The organism is Streptomyces sp. NPDC050534, from assembly GCF_044457745.1.
GTDB lineage: Bacteria > Actinomycetota > Actinomycetes > Streptomycetales > Streptomycetaceae > Streptomyces.
This window is the reverse complement of sequence record NZ_JBITHF010000001.1, coordinates 174312-189631: the sequence shown is the minus strand read 5'-3', so window position 1 is coordinate 189631 and position 15320 is coordinate 174312. Positions and strand designations below refer to the sequence as shown.

The 15320-nt window shown below is 72.6% G+C and carries 17 protein-coding genes and 1 riboswitch; of the genes, 8 read left to right on the top strand and 9 right to left on the bottom strand.

All coding sequences use genetic code 11. From position 1 onward, the window contains the following. The first annotated feature begins 1 nt into the window (after position 1). From ACIBN2_RS00925 to ACIBN2_RS00915, 3 genes are all read left to right on the top strand, one after another. Positions 2-310 carry a hypothetical protein gene (locus ACIBN2_RS00925; RefSeq protein WP_399131915.1) on the top strand — a complete coding sequence of 103 codons (309 nt, stop codon included), beginning with the start codon at positions 2-4 and terminating at the stop codon, positions 308-310. A 338-nt stretch (positions 311-648) separates the two neighbouring features. Next, a riboswitch (cyclic di-AMP (ydaO/yuaA leader) is annotated at positions 649-860 on the top strand. A 3-nt stretch (positions 861-863) separates the two neighbouring features. Further along, the gene (locus tag ACIBN2_RS00920) at positions 864-1337 is read left to right on the top strand and encodes a C40 family peptidase (RefSeq protein ID WP_399131914.1); all 474 of its coding nucleotides are present in this window, start codon (positions 864-866) and stop codon (positions 1335-1337) included. Positions 1338-1419: 82 nt separating this feature from the next. After that, positions 1420-1908, top strand: coding sequence for a DUF6328 family protein (locus ACIBN2_RS00915; RefSeq protein WP_399131913.1), 489 nt, complete (start codon positions 1420-1422; stop codon positions 1906-1908). Between the two features lie 35 nt (positions 1909-1943). Here the strand turns inward: ACIBN2_RS00915 and ACIBN2_RS00910 are convergent, their stop codons facing one another. Then, a complete protein-coding gene (locus tag ACIBN2_RS00910; protein WP_399131912.1) occupies positions 1944-2402 on the bottom strand; it encodes an ATP-binding protein in 459 nt (152 codons plus the stop codon). Positions 2403-2615: 213 nt separating this feature from the next. Here ACIBN2_RS00910 and ACIBN2_RS00905 point away from each other — a divergent pair, with 213 nt between their 5' ends. Next, positions 2616-3476 (top strand): helix-turn-helix domain-containing protein, encoded by an 861-nt coding sequence (locus ACIBN2_RS00905; protein ID WP_399131910.1) that lies wholly within the window; start codon positions 2616-2618, stop codon positions 3474-3476. Between the two features lie 9 nt (positions 3477-3485). Beyond that, positions 3486-3713, top strand: coding sequence for a DUF397 domain-containing protein (locus ACIBN2_RS00900; protein ID WP_399131909.1), 228 nt, complete (start codon positions 3486-3488; stop codon positions 3711-3713). Between the two features lie 41 nt (positions 3714-3754). On the opposite strand, the gene ACIBN2_RS00895 is transcribed toward ACIBN2_RS00900, so the two are convergent. After that, positions 3755-4882, bottom strand: a complete 1128-nt coding sequence (locus ACIBN2_RS00895; protein ID WP_399131908.1) for an 8-amino-7-oxononanoate synthase — start codon at positions 4880-4882, stop codon at positions 3755-3757. Between the two features lie 147 nt (positions 4883-5029). Between ACIBN2_RS00895 and bioB the strand changes: the two genes are divergently transcribed. The 3 genes from bioB to bioD are packed head-to-tail and all read left to right on the top strand — an operon-like array spanning position 5030 to position 8242. After that, positions 5030-6250 carry a biotin synthase BioB gene (gene bioB / locus ACIBN2_RS00890; protein WP_399131907.1) on the top strand — a complete coding sequence of 407 codons (1221 nt, stop codon included), beginning with the start codon at positions 5030-5032 and terminating at the stop codon, positions 6248-6250. Then, on the top strand, positions 6243-7523 hold the full coding sequence (locus ACIBN2_RS00885; protein WP_399131906.1) for an adenosylmethionine--8-amino-7-oxononanoate transaminase: 1281 nt from the start codon (positions 6243-6245) through the stop codon (positions 7521-7523). The genes bioB and ACIBN2_RS00885 overlap by 8 nt, the downstream gene beginning before the upstream one ends. A gap of 2 nt (positions 7524-7525) precedes the next feature. Then, positions 7526-8242, top strand: a complete 717-nt coding sequence (gene bioD, locus ACIBN2_RS00880) for a dethiobiotin synthase (RefSeq protein ID WP_399131905.1) — start codon at positions 7526-7528, stop codon at positions 8240-8242. Between the two features lie 19 nt (positions 8243-8261). Here the strand turns inward: bioD and pqqE are convergent, their stop codons facing one another. The 7 genes from pqqE to ACIBN2_RS00845 form a co-directional block, all read right to left on the bottom strand. After that, the gene (gene pqqE, locus ACIBN2_RS00875; protein ID WP_399131904.1) at positions 8262-9389 is read right to left on the bottom strand and encodes a pyrroloquinoline quinone biosynthesis protein PqqE; all 1128 of its coding nucleotides are present in this window, start codon (positions 9387-9389) and stop codon (positions 8262-8264) included. Continuing rightward, the gene (gene pqqD, locus ACIBN2_RS00870; protein ID WP_399131902.1) at positions 9386-9643 is read right to left on the bottom strand and encodes a pyrroloquinoline quinone biosynthesis peptide chaperone PqqD; all 258 of its coding nucleotides are present in this window, start codon (positions 9641-9643) and stop codon (positions 9386-9388) included. Before pqqD ends, pqqE begins: the two co-directional genes overlap by 4 nt. An 11-nt stretch (positions 9644-9654) precedes the next feature. Then, positions 9655-10389: a pyrroloquinoline-quinone synthase PqqC gene (gene pqqC / locus ACIBN2_RS00865; RefSeq protein ID WP_399131900.1), complete on the bottom strand. Its 735-nt coding sequence runs from the start codon at positions 10387-10389 to the stop codon at positions 9655-9657. Beyond that, entirely contained in the window at positions 10386-11285 is a 900-nt protein-coding gene (gene pqqB / locus ACIBN2_RS00860; RefSeq protein ID WP_399131898.1) for a pyrroloquinoline quinone biosynthesis protein PqqB, read from the bottom strand. Before pqqB ends, pqqC begins: the two co-directional genes overlap by 4 nt. A 9-nt stretch (positions 11286-11294) precedes the next feature. Further along, the gene (gene pqqA / locus ACIBN2_RS00855) at positions 11295-11435 is read right to left on the bottom strand and encodes a pyrroloquinoline quinone precursor peptide PqqA (RefSeq protein WP_399131896.1); all 141 of its coding nucleotides are present in this window, start codon (positions 11433-11435) and stop codon (positions 11295-11297) included. Between the two features lie 46 nt (positions 11436-11481). After that, positions 11482-12585, bottom strand: a complete 1104-nt coding sequence (locus ACIBN2_RS00850; protein ID WP_399131894.1) for a PQQ-dependent sugar dehydrogenase — start codon at positions 12583-12585, stop codon at positions 11482-11484. 236 nt (positions 12586-12821) lie between these two features. Continuing rightward, positions 12822-15302 (bottom strand): LuxR C-terminal-related transcriptional regulator, encoded by a 2481-nt coding sequence (locus ACIBN2_RS00845; protein ID WP_399132856.1) that lies wholly within the window; start codon positions 15300-15302, stop codon positions 12822-12824. Between the last annotated feature and the right edge of the window lie 18 nt (positions 15303-15320).

Below are 15320 nucleotides of genomic sequence, written 5' to 3'. Positions count from 1 at the left end.
GGTGCTCCCACCCGAACTGCCTCCGCTGCCCGCCCTCACGCGCGCCGAGGGTGAGTTGATCGACCGTTACCTCGACGTGGTCGACCTGCTCGGACGCATCAACCCGGCGCACCACGGAGACACCTACCGCGGGCTGCGGGCCGCGCAGGCGCTGGTGAGCAAGGCGGTCGCGCTGCGCGACGCCCTGGCGGTGATGCACCAGCGCGGCGAGACCGAGCTGCACGCACCCACGCTGCGGCGCGCGCTCCTGGTCCTGGACGGCGAGCGGCGCACGGCCCGGGTCACCGTGCCCCCGCATCCCGACAGTTGACGCGGGCTCGGACGGTCCGGACACCCCGCCCCGGCGGCGAGGCGTCCGGACCAGGCTTCAAACGGACCAAATGAGGTACCGCCGTTTGGAGGAGATACGGCTCCAATCTTTCGACGGTTCCAGTTGCGCAACACGCGTGGACCCAGGGCGGAATGGAGTGTTCCGGTGCTGGTCCGGGCCTCGCCCGGGTCCTCAACACCGGTTCGAACACAGGGGTGTCCACCCGAACGGGCGAGTGGTGAGTAACAACACAAATCCCCGGTTCCATTGGGATTTTCGGACATCCGTAGGCGAAGATCCCTGTCTGACGACAAGCCCCCGCCGCAGCGGCGGGGCGATCCGGGCGGACGCCGAGTCCTGCCGCCGCCCGGATGACTGGTCGACAGGAGTGGATCGGCAGGAGTGGAGGACCCAAGCACGACGGGTCGCCGGAACGGTCATGCCATGGCCGGGTCGAGCAGCCCTTGGGGTGAAGCCGCGTCAGCGGCCGGGCAACTTCGCCAGCCCGAATCCGACAGGTCATCCTTCACAGGCGGCTGACGAAGGGTTGCGCATGACTGCGCTCAATCGTGTCCCGTCGCTCATGGTCCGGGCCGGCACCGCCTCGGCTCTCACCATCGCCGCCGTGGGCGGCTCCATCGTGGTCCCGGGCGTCGCCTCCGACGCCGCGGCCGCCACACCGGCGACGAAGGCACTTCAGATCGCGGCCTCGAAAAAGGGCTCCCCGTACAAGTGGGGAGCCATAGGGCCGCGCCGGTTCGACTGCTCCGGGCTCACGCTGTACTCGTTCAAGAAAGCGGGCAAGAAACTGCCCCGCACGGCGGCCCAGCAGTACAACCGGACCCACCACATCTCCGCGAAGAGCCGCAGGGCCGGAGACCTCGTGTTCTTCCACTCGGGCTCCAGCGTCTACCACGTGGGCATCTACGCCGGGAAGGGGAAGATCTGGCACGCCCCCAAGACGGGCGATGTCGTGAAGCTCCAGAAGATCTGGACGAGGAGCGTCTGGTACGGCCGGGTCAGCTGACTCTCCCGCGGGGGCGGCGGCGACCTGACTGGCCGTCGCCCCCGCGGGGCCTGATCCGGGCTCGGCTGGATACACGTATGCCATGTCCGAGCACCGTCGCTGCACCGCGCGCAACGAGACGCCGCTCGAGCGCGCCGACCGCAACTTCGTCGAGCTGCTGCAGGAGCTGCGCGTCGTCCAGACCGGGGTGCAGATCCTCTTCGCCTTCCTGCTGAGCCTGGCCTTCACCCAGCGCTTCCCGTCGCTCGACCAGCTCCAGCGCACGACATACGTCATCACGCTGCTGCTCACGGTCCTCGCGGCCGCGCTGTTCACCGCGCCCGCCGCACTGCACCGCTCGCTCTTCCGGCGCGGCGCCAAGCCGCACATCGTGCAGGTCTCGTCGCGGCTCGCCACGGTCGGCATGGGCGTGCTGATGTTCGCCTTCACCGGATCGGTGCTGCTCGTGGTCGACGTGACGACGCACAGCCGGGGCGCCGGGGCGGCCGCGGGTGCGGCGACCCTCTGCGTGTGCCTCGGACTGTGGGGACTGCTGCCCCGGCTGGTGCGCCGTGCGGTCACGTCCGACTAGCACCTGGGGCGAAGGCCCCGTCACCCGCCGATCCGCTACGGCTCCTGCTGCCCCGCTGCCGTCACGGGCTCCGCCGGGACGGTCCAGGGCAGTTCGATGGAGACCGTCTTGCCACCCTCCCTGGTGGGCCGCACCCGCATTCTCCCGCCGCACTCGGCGGCCAGCCAGCGGATGATCACCATGCCCCGGCCGTTGTCCTGCTGGACGGCGGCGGGCAGGCGCTTCGGGAAACGGGGGTGGGAGTCCGTGACGCCGATGCGCAGTTCCTCGTCACGGTGGAGTTCGATGTCCACCGTGAAGGTGGGTGACTGCCCGAAGGTGTGCTGTACGGCGTTGGTGGCAAGTTCGGAGACGATGAGCCGGACGGTCTCGGCGGTGTCGCTGGTCGCTGGAAGCCCCCACTCGGCCAGTGTGTCGACCACGTAGCCGCGGGCCGCGGAGACCGAGGCGGGTTCGCTCGGCAGAGTGACGGATGCTTCCAGATGGTCTGCCATGGCGCGGTCGTCCCTTTCCCACGGGGCCGGAGTCCGACACGGAGCGGATGGTTCGAGTACGGTCCCGGACTGGTGCTTCGTCGCCAGAGTGCCATTACTGCGCCTGTCACGGGTGGCGATCCACCAAGATATGCATATATCTGTCGCTCGATGCGGTGAACTCTGCGACGGGAGACCGTATTTGGGTGGCCCGGAAGGAGTAAGGAGTAGCGCATGCAGCACGGTCCCGCGGTGCGCCGCCGGAAGCTGGGCGCCGAATTGCGCGAGTTGCGCGCGGGTGCGGGGCTCACCAGTGGTGAGGCGGCCCGGCTCGCGGGCTGGCACCAGTCGAAGGTGAGCCGGATCGAAACGGGTGCCAGCGGGGTGAAACCGGCCGATGTGCGGTTACTCCTCGACGTCTACGCCGTGGCGGACGCCCAACTACGGGAGTTGCTGATGGTGTTGGCGGGATCCGACGAGAGCGGCGGCCGGCATCACTGGTGGCACGCCTATCGCGGGGTGCTGCCGCCCACCTACCGCGACTTCATCAGCCTCGAGTCCCAGGCGAGCGCGATGAGCACGCTGGAGACGTCCGTCGTGCCCGGCCTGCTCCAGACGCCCGACTACGCACGCGCGGTGACCAGGGCGGCGGTCGGCGGACTGGACGACGAACGGCTCGACGCCCTGGTCGAGGTGCGGCTGGCCAGACAGGACGTGCTGCGCTCGAATCCGCCGCTGAGCCTGAGCGCGGTGCTGGACGAGGCGGTGCTGCACCGGGAGGTCGGCGGCCCCGATGTCATGGCGCGTCAGCTGCGGCGGCTGCTGGACACGGCGCATCTGCCTCAAGTGCGGCTGCAGGTACTGCCGTTCGCCGCCGGTGCGCATGTCGGCGTCACCGGGCCTTTCGTAATCTTCTCGTTTTCGAGCACTTCTGATCTGGACGTGGTTGTTCTCGACCACCTGACGAGTAGCCTCTACCTCGAACGGAAAGAAGACCTCCGGGCTTACAGAGAGGCCTTCAAGGACCTCCAGTTCCACGCCCTTTCGCCCGAGGACTCGTTGGATTACATCGCCGCGATAGGTGACGGCGCGTAAGGAGGCACCATGTCCGCAATGCCTCGGAACGTACCTTCCAGTACCGATCTGCACGGCGTGCGGTGGCTGCGCAGCAGCTACAGCACCGGAGCGAACAACTGCGTCGAAACGGCGCGCCCGTGCTCCGGGCCCCTGGCCGGGCTGCTCGCCGTGCGCGACTCCAAGGACCCGAACGGTCCCGCCCTGCTCTTCTCCCCCGGGAGCTGGACGGACTTCATGGCCGCACTCGTGTCCTGATCAGTCCTGCATCGTGCGGCACACGGCCGTGTCACGCCGACTCATGGTCGCGTCTCGCCGATCACCAGGACAGCGCGTTCGATCTCTGCCCCGGACAGGTCCGCACGGGCGGTCAGCCTCAGCCGTGAGATGCCGTCGGGCACGGAAGGAGGACGGAAGCACCCCACGGCGAGGCCGGCCGTACGGCAGTCGGCCGCCCATTGCACGGCCTGTTCCGGGGAGGGCGCGCGCACCGAGACCACCGCGGCGTCCGGGCGTACCGCCTCGTGCCCCGCGGCGGTCAGCCGTGCATGCAGTTCGGCGGCCACCGTGCGCGCCCGTGCCGCCCGCTCGGGCTCGCGGCGCAGCAGCCGCAGCGCCGCGAGGGCCGCGCCCGCCGCGGCGGGCGCGAGTCCCGTGTCGAAGATGAACGTACGGGCCGCGTTGACGAGATGGTCGATGACCTTGGCGGGACCGAGGACCGCACCGCCCTGGCTGCCGAGCGACTTCGACAGCGTGACCGTGACGACGAGGTCGTCGGCGCCCGCGAGTCCCGCGGCGTCCGCCGCACCGCGGCCGCCCTCGCCCAGGACGCCGAGGCCGTGGGCGTCGTCGACCAGCAGTCCCGCGCCGCGCTCACGGCAGGCGGCGGCCAGTTCGGCCAGCGGGGCGGCGTCGCCGTCGACCGAGAAGACGGTGTCCGACACGACGACGGCCGGGCCCTCGTGCGTCCGCAGTGCCTTGCGCACGGCCTCCGGGTCGGCGTGCCCGACCACCTGCTTGGCGCCCCGGGCCAGCCGGCAGCCGTCGATCAGGGACGCGTGGTTGCCCGCGTCGGAGACGATCAGCGAACCGTGCGGGGCCAGTGTGGCGACCGCGGCGAGGTTGGCCGCGTAGCCCGAGGAGAAGACCAGAGCCGCCTCGAAGCCGCAGAAGTCGGCCAGCTCGCGCTCCAGCTCGGTGTGGAGCTCGGTCGTGCCCGTGACGAGCCGGGAGCCGGTCGAGCCGCCGCCCCAGGTCCGCGCCGCCCCGGCCGCGCCCTCGGCGACCTCCGGGTGGCGGGCCAGACCCAGGTAGTCGTTGCTCGCGAGATCGAGGAGCGGGGAGCCGGCCGGACGCGGCCGCAGGGTCCGTACGAGCCCGGCGCGACGGCGCTGCTCCGCCTGTTCGTCGATCCAGCCGAACGCCATGGCTCCTCCGGGGCTTTTGTAGGCAGTGGACAGACACTAGCCGGACGAGCGCCACCCCATGATGTGGCAATACACACACGACGAAGTGACTCTGTTGTTCCTTCTCTCCTTGGCCCGGAGCGGGTCCGTAGGACAGGATCGGCTCTCATGGACCTGCTGAACACGCTGGTGGACAAGGGGCTTCGGCGCGAACTGCCGACCCGCGAGGAAGCTCTGGCCGTTCTCGCCACTTCCGACGACGACGTGCTCGACGTGGTGGCCGCGGCCGGGAAGGTGCGCCGGCAGTGGTTCGGCCGACGGGTGAAACTCAACTATCTCGTCAACCTCAAGTCGGGCCTGTGTCCTGAGGACTGCTCGTACTGCTCCCAGCGGCTGGGCTCCAAGGCCGACATCCTCAAGTACACCTGGCTCAAGCCCGAACAGGCCTCGCAGGCCGCCGCCGCGGGACTGGCCGGCGGCGCCAAGCGGGTGTGCCTGGTGGCGTCCGGACGCGGTCCGACCGACCGGGACATCGACCGGGTCGCCGGCACCATCAAGGCGATCAAGGACGAGAACGAGAGCGTCGAGGTGTGCGCCTGCCTCGGCCTGCTCTCCGACGGCCAGGCCGAGCGCCTGCGCGAGGCGGGCGCCGACGCCTACAACCACAACCTCAACACGTCCGAGTCGACGTACGGGGACATCACGACCACGCACACGTACGCCGACCGGGTGGACACGGTCTCCAAGGCGCACGCGGCCGGGCTGTCCGCCTGCTCGGGTCTGATCGCCGGCATGGGCGAGAGCGACGAGGACCTGGTGGACGTGGTCTTCTCGCTGCGCGAGCTGGACCCGGACTCGGTGCCGGTGAACTTCCTGATCCCGATGGAGGGCACCCCGCTGGCCACGGAGTGGCACCTCACCCCGCAGCGCTGCCTGCGGATCCTCGCGATGGTGCGGTTCGTATGCCCGGACGTCGAGGTGCGCATCGCGGGCGGCCGCGAGGTGCATCTGCGCACGATGCAGCCGCTCGCGCTGCACCTGGCCAACTCGATCTTCCTCGGTGACTACCTCACCAGTGAGGGCCAGGCCGGCAAGACGGACCTGGAGATGATCGCGGACGCCGGGTTCGAGGTGGAGGGCGCCGGCGAGGTGACGCTGCCGGAGCACCGGGCGACGGCGGGCGGCGGGTGCGGTTCGCACGCCGGTGCCGGGTGCGGGACGCACGAGGGCGGCGGCTGCGGGTCCCACGAGGACGCCGGGTGCGGGTCGCACGAGGGCGGCGGTGTGTGCGGTACGGCCGCTGCCGCGCCCGCTGCGGGCGAGCTGCGCAGCGACCTGGTCGCCGTCCGCCGCCGCGGTGCCGGAACGGACCTCGCGCCCAATGCCTGACCTGCCCCTCCCCGAGCTGCTGGAGCTGGACCGGCGGCATGTGTGGCATCCCTACGGCCCCATGCCCGGCCGGGCCGAGCCGCTCGTCGTGGAGTCGGCGAGCGGGGTGCGGCTGCGGATGGCGGACGGCTCGGGCGAGCTGGTGGACGGGATGTCGTCCTGGTGGTCGGCGATCCACGGCTACAACCACCCGGTGCTCAACGAGGCCGCGCGCGAGCAGCTGGGCCGGATGAGCCATGTGATGTTCGGCGGGCTCACGCACGAGCCCGCCGTCCGGCTCGCGAAGCTCCTTGTCGACATGTCGCCCGACGGCCTGGAGCATGTCTTCCTCGCCGACTCCGGTTCGGTGTCGGTCGAGGTCGCGGTCAAGATGTGCCTGCAGTACTGGCGTTCGCTGGGCCGTCCCGGCAAGCAGCGGCTGCTGACCTGGCGCGGCGGCTACCACGGCGACACCTGGCAGCCCATGTCGGTGTGCGACCCCGAGGGCGGGATGCACGAGCTGTGGACCGGGGTGCTGCCCCAGCAGGTGTTCGTGGACGCGCCTCCGGCCGAGTACGAGGAGGCGTACGCGGAACGGTTGCGCTCGGCCATCGCCGCGCATGCCGACGAACTGGCCGCGGTGATCGTGGAACCGGTGGTGCAGGGCGCGGGCGGCATGCGGTTCCACTCCCCCGCGTATCTGCGGGTGCTGCGCGAGGCGTGCGACGCGCACGACGTGCTGCTGGTGTTCGACGAGATCGCGACCGGCTTCGGGCGTACGGGCTCGCTGTTCGCGGCCGGGCACGCGGCCGTGACGCCGGACGTGATGTGCGTGGGCAAGGCGCTGACCGGCGGCTACCTGACGATGGCGGCGACGCTGTGCACGCCGAGGGTGGCCGACGGCATCTCGCGGGGTGAGGTGCCGGTTCTGGCGCACGGCCCGACCTTCATGGGCAACCCTCTCGCCGCGTCCGTCGCCTGCGCCTCGATCGAGCTGCTGCTCGGCCAGGACTGGCTCGAGGAGGTCAAGCGGATCGAGGCGGGCCTGCGGGAGGGGCTGGCACCGGCCCTGGATCTCCCGGGCGTGCGGGACGTACGGGTCCTGGGCGCCATCGGCGTCGTCCAGCTGGACCACGCGGTCGACATGAAGGCCGCGACGGAGGCGGCCGTGCGCGAGGGCGTGTGGCTGCGGCCCTTCCGCGACCTGATCTACACGATGCCGCCGTACGTCACCGGGGACGCGGACCTGGCGCGGATCGCGCGCGCGGTGTGCGCGGCGGCGCGGGAAGGATGAACATGCCGATCCTGATGATCACGGGCACCGGCACGGAGGTCGGCAAGACGATCACGACCGCCGCGGTCGCCGCCACCGCCCTCGCGGCCGGCCGGTCGGTGGCCGTACTCAAGGCCGCGCAGACGGGTGTACGGCCGGACGAGCCCGGCGACGCCGCCGAGGTCGCGCGGCTCGCGGGACCCGTCACCACGGCCGAACTCGCCCGCTACCCCGAGCCGTTGGCGCCGGAGACGGCCGCGCGGCGCGCCGGGATGACGCCGGTGCACCCCGAGGACGTCGCCGAGGCCGCCGCCAAGCTGGCCTCCGAGCACGACCTGGTCCTGGTCGAAGGCGCGGGCGGCCTGCTCGTCCGCTTCGACCCGGCGGGCGGCACCCTGGCGGACGCGGCCGCGCTGCTGCACGCCCCGGTACTGGTCGTCACGTCGCCGGGCCTCGGCACGCTGAACACGTCGGAACTGACGGCACGCGAACTGCGAGCACGCGGCCTCGACCTGCTGGGCATGGTGATCGGCAGCTGGCCCGCCTCCCCGGACCTGGCCTCCCGCTGCAACCTGGCAGACCTCCCGGCCGTCACGGACGCACCTCTGCTGGGCGCCCTGCCGGAGGGTGCGGCAGCCCTGGAGCCTGCCGACTTCCGTACGACAGCGCCGGGTTGGCTGGCGCCACGGCTGAACGGGGTCTGGGACGCGGAGGCGTTTCAGGTGCGGGAAGCGCCCTAGCGCCGACGTGGCGTTGCGTTCAGGGCGCCTGCCCGGCCCTCTCGGGGCGGGCAGGCGCCCTGCGTACGATCGTCGGCCGCGCGTCCGGGGTCTCTTCCGTCAGGGTCCGGATCAGCGCGTGGTCCGGGGACAGCCGGCACGCCGGGTCCGTGCGGGCCGGGTCGCCTGTGAGGGCGTAGGACTGGCAGCGGCAGCCGCCGAAGTCCTCGTCGCGGCGGGAGCAGCCGCGGCAGGGGGCGGGCATCCAGTCGGTCCCGCGGTAGCGGGTGAAGGCGTTGGAGTGGTCCCAGATCCACGTCAGCGGGTGGTCGCGGATGTTCGGCGGGTCCAGGTCCGGCAGGGAGACCGCGGCGGGACAGGGCAGAACGGTGCCGTCCGGGGTGACGGTGAGCGAGACGGCTCCCCAGCCGCCCATGCACGGTTTGGCCACGCCGTCGAAGTAGTCGGGGACGACCCAGACCAAGGCGGGGCCGCCCGGTGCGAGCCGCTCGCGCCATCGCTCCACGGCGGCCTGCGCGCGGGTGAGCTGGTCACGTGTCGGGAGCAGCGCGGCGCGGTTGAGCAGGCCCCAGCCGTAGAACTGGGTGTTGGCCAGTTCGATGCGGTCCACGCCCCAGGACAGGCCGAGTTCGACGACGGCGTCGATCGCGTCGAGGTTCTCGCGGTGCAGGACGACGTTGAGGCCGAGGGGGAGGCCCGCGGCCCGTACGAGTGCGGCGGCCTTCTCCTTGTCGGCGAAGGACCGGCGCCCGGCGATCCGGTCGGAGGCGTCCGGATCGGCGTGCTGGACGGACAGTTGGACGCTGCGCAGCCCGGCGGCGGCGAGCGCGGACAGCCGGGCACGGTCCAGGCCCACGCCGCTGGTGACCAGCTGGGTGTAGATCCCGGCGGTCTCGGCCGCGGTCACGATCTCCTCCAGGTCGCGGCGCAACAGCGGTTCGCCGCCCGAGAGATGGGTGTGGACCACGCCCAGCTCGCCCGCCTGGCGCATCACGTCCGCCCACCGGGACGTGCTCAGCTCATGCGAACGCCGCGTCAGCTCCAGCGGGTTGGAGCAGTACCCGCAGTGCAGCGGGCAGGCGTGGGTGAGTTCGGCCAGCAGGGCCCATGGACGGGCGGGCGCGGGTGCCGCAACGGCTGCGGTCAACGGAGCCAGCCCTCCTTGCGCATCCCCTCCAGGAAGGGAGGGACATCGGTGGCCACGGCCGAATCAGGGAAGCGGCCGGCCAGTTCGTCGACGATGTCGCGCACGCTGTGCGCCCCGTCGCACAGGCCGACGACCGCCCCGGCCGCGCCCCGCAGGACGACGACGCGTTCGGGAAGCAGCAACAGGTCCGTGTCGCGTGCGCGGTCGTGCCGCAGGACGATCGCGGGCGCGAGCCTGGGCCGCCAGTCGGACACCGCCGCCACCCTCACGGCTGGCTCCGGCGGCCCGCATGGTCCACGGCGTCGAGCAGCGACCACAGGACGTCGCACTTGAACCGCAGCGCGGCCACGGCCCGTTCCTGCTCGTCCCGGGTACGGGCCCAGCCGAGCACCAGGTCGAGCGCCTCCCGGCTGTCGCGCCGCCCCTGGGAGACCCGGGTCCGGAAGTAGGCGAGGCCCTCGGGTTCGATCCACGTGTAGTGGCGTTCGAAGGCGTCGATACGGGTGCGCATCAGGTCCGGCGCCGACAGCTCGGTCAGCGACGCGGCGACGGCGTCGAGGGGTGGGCGCAGCCGGCAGAAGTTGACGTATCCGTCGACCGCCAGCCGTACACCCGGAAGCACGGTGTCGGCGCCGAGCAGCGTCCCGCGGTCCAGCCCCGCCGCCTCGCCGAGCCGCAGCCACCGCTCGATGCCGCCCTCGCCCTCCTGCTGCCCGTCGTGGTCCTGGATGCGCCGCAGCCACATCCGGCGCAGCGAGCAGGTGTCCAGCTTGGCGGTGATCAGCGCGTCCTTGACGGGGATGTGGCGCTGGTAGTGGAAGCGGTTGGCGATCCAGCGGCGCAGCTCCTCCCGGCTCAGATCGCCGCTGTGCATACGGAGGTTGAAGGGGTGGCGGTCGTGGTACCGCTCCTCCCCCACCGCACGCAGTCGCGCCTCGAACTCCGCGGCGCTCCAGGGCTCCGCGAGCGGGGCGGACGTAAGCAGGGTTGCCGTGCTCACAGCTCGATCTCCATACCGTCGGACGCCACCTCGAGGCCCAGCCGGGCGAGCCGCTTGTGCTCGGTCGCGGCCGGGTCGACGAGGGGGTTGGTGTTGTTGAGGTGCGTGTAGAGGCACCGGGCGGAGAGGCGGGCGAGGCGTTCGGCGGTGCCGTCCGCCCCGTCGATGGGCAGATGGCCCATGCCGGTGGCGGTGCGCTCGGAGATGCCCGTACGGCGGGGTTCCTCGTCGTCCCAGAAGGTGCCGTCCACGATGACGCAGTCGGCCTCCTCGGCGGCCTGCTGGAGGCGGTCGGGCCAGGCGGCCAGTGCGGGGGCGTAGAGCGCCCTCGCGCCGGAGACCGGGTCGTACAGCCGCAGCGCGACGACCCAGGCGTCGTCGTCCGGGGCGTCGGCGGCATAGCGCGGGCGCTTGCCCGACACGGGGATGCCGCTGATCTGAAGGCCCGGTGTGCCTGGGTCCAGTGGTCCGGCGCCGTGCCGCGGCAGCTCACGCCAGGTCACGCAGGTGTACGGCGCCAGTACGTCGCCCAGGTGCAGGCGGTCCAGGAGCGCCCGGCGCACCGGGGCCGTCGCGACCACCTCGATGCCGTCGGCCTCCCGCAGCCGTGCGATGCCGAGGGTGTGGTCGAGTTCGGCGTCGGTGAGGACGAGTCCGGCGACCGGCGTCCGGCGGGGGCCGGGCCCCGGGTGGAGTTCGGGCCGGCTCTCGATCTGGTCGCCGATGTCCGGGGTCGCGTTGACGAGGTACCAGCGGCCGTCATGGGTGCGGACGGCGAGGGAGGCGTGGCGGCGGCGCCGGTCCGGATGCGCGCGTGCCCCGGAGCAACTGGGACACGCGCAGTTCCACTGCGGGATGCCGCCGCCGGCGGCCGTGCCGAGTACCAGCAGCAGCATGGCGCCGGTTCAGCGGGAGCTGAGGGAGTAGGCGGTGACCTCGAGTGCGGTGTCGACGACCTCGTAGGAGGGCGTCTGCCAGGTGGCGCCGTCCGGATCCTGCGCGGGACTCTGCTCGACGGGCCTGAGCTGTTCGGTGACTTCGTTCATGGTGGGGCGTCCTTCCGGGAGTGCGGGAGTGGTTGACGTGCCGGGGTCATTTGATGGACAGGCGCAGGATCTTGTCCTTGCCGTACCCGGCGTCGCTCGTGCCGATCAGCAGGTCGTCCGTGCCGGGCACCACGGCGAGGGCGCGCAGGCGGCCGTACTGGCCGGGGTAGAAGTCGACCGCCGTGCCGAGGCGGCCGTCGCCGTCGATCGGGATGCGCCACAGCCGCTTGCCGCGCAGCGACGACACGTACAGGACGTTGCGTACGACGGCGATCTGGGCGGGCACGCCCCACTTCGGGGAGAAGACGACCTCGGGGTTGGTCATGCCCTGCTTGTCGCAGCCTCCCTCGCAGGTGGGCCAGCCGTAGTTGCCGCCCGGCTTGATCAGGTTGAGCTCGTCCCAGGTCTGGTCGCCGATCTCCGTCTCCCAGAGGTTGCCGCTGCGGTCCCAGGCGAGGCCCTCGGGGTTGCGGTGGCCGAGGCTGTAGACGCGGTCGCCGAACGGGTTGCCCGGAGCCGCGGCGCCGGTCTTGGTGATCCGCAGGATCTTGCCGTTGAGCGACTTGCGGTCCTGGGCGAGCTGCGGCGTGTAGGCGTCGCCGGTGGTGACGTAGAGGTATCCGTCGGGGCCGAAGCGGATCTGGCCGCCGTTGTGGTTGCCGATCCGCTTGATGCCCTTGATCAGCACCTTGTAGTGGCTGAGCGACCTGCCGTCGTAGTCCATCCTCACGACGCGGGTCTCGGTCCTCGTGGTGTGCACGAAGAAGACCTGCTTGTCCTTCTTGCCGTCCCAGGTCGGCGACGGGGCGACGCCGAGCAGGCCGCCGGGGCCGTCGTCGTAGGGCTCGGGGACGGTGTTGGGCACCTCGCCGACCCGCGTCTTCTTTCCGTCGAGGCCGAGGCGGAAGACCTGGTGGTCGAGGCGCTGGGTGACCAGCGCCGAGCGGCCGTCCGGCATGAACGTGATGTCCCAGGGCGTCTGATAGCCCGTCGAGAACGTGCTGATCGCGGACGGGCCGCCCCCGTCGGCGGGTTCGGTGGCGACGGCCGTGGCCGGGCCGGTGGTGGTCGCGAGCAGCGCGGCCGACGCGGCGAGGGCGCCGAGGACGAGCCGGGACGGACGCCGCCTCGAGCGGCCGGGCACTGGCATGTCGACACCCTTCGTCGTTCGTCGTGTGAGCCGTGGTGCGGCGTGTGCACACGTTCGCGAAGAGCAGACTATTTCCGATTTGTCACCATACTCCGTATTGAGATCATGACGATGAACGACTGATCTGCCATTCGGAGGAGCCGGGCGGGTGAGGGCGCAGGTGGCGCGACCGGACGGGGACAACCGGCGAGGAGGACACGGCGAGTTGAGATCGGCCCGGGCGCCGCGGGGCCGCGTCATCGGGCCGCGTCCCCGTCACCGAGCAGCCGGACCAGCTCGATCCGCGCGCGGATGCCCAACCGGGCGAACACACCCCGCAGGTGGTGGTCGATGGTGCGGGGGCTGAGGGCGAGCCGGGCGGCGATCTCGCGATTGGTGGCGCCGTCGGCCGCCATGCGGGCGATCAGGAGCTGCTGGGCCGTCAGCCGCGCGGTGGGGGCGTCGCCGCTGCGCACGGGGCCGGCGGGCGCCCCGAGTGCGCGGAGCTCGGCGCGGGCCTGCGCCGCGCAGTGGGGGGCGCCGAAACTGTCGAACGCCTCCAGGGCGCTGTGCAGCCGGTCCCGGGCCTCCGTACGGTGCCGAAGCCGGCGCAGCGCCCCGCCGAACAGGAGCTCGGTGCGGGCCCGTTCGAAGTCGCGGGCTCCGCGGGCGTGCAGGTCGAGCGCCGTGCGGTAGTGCTCGACGGCCTCCGCGCCGGGTGCCAGCAGGGCCCGGCAGCGGGCGCTGAGTGCCAGGTCGTCGGGGCTGCGCACGGCGCTGGCCCAGCGGTGGTAGTCGGCGTGGGCGGCCCGGGCGACGCGGGTGTCACCGGTACGGACGGCGGCCTCGACGTAGTGCGGTGTGGCGAGGTGCCGCACGGCGCGGTGGCCGTGGCCCGGGCCGAAGCCGGCGAGGGCGCGCAGGCGGGCCGCGGCGCCGGCGTAGCGGCCGCTCACGAGGTCGAGGAAGGCGAGGGCCCACTGGGCGAGCGCTGCGGGCAGGCCGAGGCCCCGGGCGAGAGCGTACGACCGTGCGGCCGCGGCGCGTTCCCGGCAGGTCTCCTCGTCGCCGGTGACCGCCGCGAACATGGCGAGGGCGGCCCGCAGATGGCAGGCACCGTTGTCCTGGCCGGTGGCGTGGGCCTGCCGCAGGGCATCCGTGGCGGTGGCGGCACCGGCGTGCGGGCGCCCCGTCCAGAAGTCGGCGTAGGCACGGAACTCAAGGGCCTGGGCCACGGTGGCGGTCGCGCCCCGCGCCCGGGCCGCGGCGGCCGCCCTGACGGTGCCGGCGGCGGCTCGGGTGTCGTCGCCGAGCAGCAGCGCCGCAATCCCGGCGTGCACGAGCAGGGTGGGATCGGTGGGGTCCCCTCCGGGCCCGCACCGGCCGGCCGCCGCCTCCAGCAGCTCCCGCGCGTCCTCGTAGCGGCCCTCGAAGGCGGCGGCCAGCCCGCTCAGGGTGCCGGGCGCCGCGATCCCCAGCCGGCCCGCGACCACGGCAGCCTCCCGGCAGCGGCCCAAGTCGCCTGTGTAGATGGCGGCTTCGGTGACGCGGGCGAGGAGGTGGGCGGCGGCGGAACCATGAGCGCCCTCCCTGACGGCGAACACCCCACGGGCGGCCTGCCGGGCGGTGGAGGACCCACCGACGCCCTCCCGGGCGGTGACGGACACACCGACGCCCTCCCGGACAGCGGACGACCCACTCACGCCCTCCCGGACGGCGGACGACCCACTCACGCCCTCCCGGACGGCGGACGACCCACTCACGCCCTCCCGGACGGCGGACGACCCGCTGACGCCCTCCCGGGCCGGGGAGGACGCACCGACGCCATCCCCGACAGCCGACGCCCCACCGACGGACTCCCCGACAGCGGAACGCCCACGGATGCCCTCCCGGGCGGCAGCCGTCAGCAGTGTGTCGAAGGCCTCCGTCGCGTTCCCCGCGCGGAGCGCGAACAGGCCCGTCAGGGCGTCGTCGGCCGGCGCGCCGGCCGCAAGCCTGCGGGCACGGTCGGCGTCGCCCGCGTCCCAGGCGTGCGCGGCCGCGCGGGTGCGCAACCGGGACTGTTCGAGCGGGTCGGGGCTGAGGGTGGCGGCCCGCTCCAACAGGACTTGGTACAGAAGGAGTTGGCCCGCCGTGCGGGCCTGTTCCGCGGCCGTGCGCGCCTCCGCCGCCAGGCGGCCGCTCGGGCCGAGGGCGCCCGCGGCCCGGTGCCAGGACCGGCGGGGCGTCTCACCGGTGCCGTGCAGGACGCGGGCCAGCAGGCGGTGGACGTCGCGGCGGTCCGCCGGGGAGCCGGTCTCGTAGGCGGCGATCCTGGTCCAGGGGTCGCGGAAGACGACACCGCCCGCTCCCGCGTGTGCGACTCCGACCGCCTCGGCTGCCTCCAGCGGGCGGGTGTCCAGGCGGACGGCCGCGACGGCGCGCAGAAAGGCGTGGGTGGCGACCGGGTACTGGTCTGCGGCGGCGAGGAGCAGCAGGAGGCGGGTGCCGTCCGGCAGGGACCGGATCTCGGCGCGGAGCGAGCGCAGCAACTGCGGTGCCTGCTCGGCCGGTTCGACGGGGAGCGGGTCGAGCCCGGCCGCCTGGCGGCCGGTGAGCCGCGCCACGAGTTCGGCGGCGGCGCGCGGATCGCCGTACACGGCGTGCAGGACCCGTACGCGGACGCCCTCGGCGAGAGCGGGCGCCGTGCGTCGCGGTGGCGAAGTGCGGTCGAGAGGTGGGGGGTTCACCGGAGTCACCACACAATTGACGTTACT

Coding starts and splice junctions, on each gene's coding strand:
- ACIBN2_RS00920 (WP_399131914.1), top strand. CDS start 864: ATGACTGCGCTCAATCGTGTCCCGTCGCTCATGGTCCGGGCCGGCACC.
- ACIBN2_RS00915 (WP_399131913.1), top strand. CDS start 1,420: ATGTCCGAGCACCGTCGCTGCACCGCGCGCAACGAGACGCCGCTCGAG.
- ACIBN2_RS00910 (WP_399131912.1), bottom strand. CDS start 2,402: ATGGCAGACCATCTGGAAGCATCCGTCACTCTGCCGAGCGAACCCGCC.
- ACIBN2_RS00905 (WP_399131910.1), top strand. CDS start 2,616: ATGCAGCACGGTCCCGCGGTGCGCCGCCGGAAGCTGGGCGCCGAATTG.
- ACIBN2_RS00900 (WP_399131909.1), top strand. CDS start 3,486: ATGTCCGCAATGCCTCGGAACGTACCTTCCAGTACCGATCTGCACGGC.
- ACIBN2_RS00895 (WP_399131908.1), bottom strand. CDS start 4,882: ATGGCGTTCGGCTGGATCGACGAACAGGCGGAGCAGCGCCGTCGCGCC.
- bioB (WP_399131907.1), top strand. CDS start 5,030: ATGGACCTGCTGAACACGCTGGTGGACAAGGGGCTTCGGCGCGAACTG.
- ACIBN2_RS00885 (WP_399131906.1), top strand. CDS start 6,243: ATGCCTGACCTGCCCCTCCCCGAGCTGCTGGAGCTGGACCGGCGGCAT.
- bioD (WP_399131905.1), top strand. CDS start 7,526: ATGCCGATCCTGATGATCACGGGCACCGGCACGGAGGTCGGCAAGACG.
- pqqB (WP_399131898.1), bottom strand. CDS start 11,285: ATGCTGCTGCTGGTACTCGGCACGGCCGCCGGCGGCGGCATCCCGCAG.
- pqqA (WP_399131896.1), bottom strand. CDS start 11,435: ATGAACGAAGTCACCGAACAGCTCAGGCCCGTCGAGCAGAGTCCCGCG.
- ACIBN2_RS00850 (WP_399131894.1), bottom strand. CDS start 12,585: ATGCCAGTGCCCGGCCGCTCGAGGCGGCGTCCGTCCCGGCTCGTCCTC.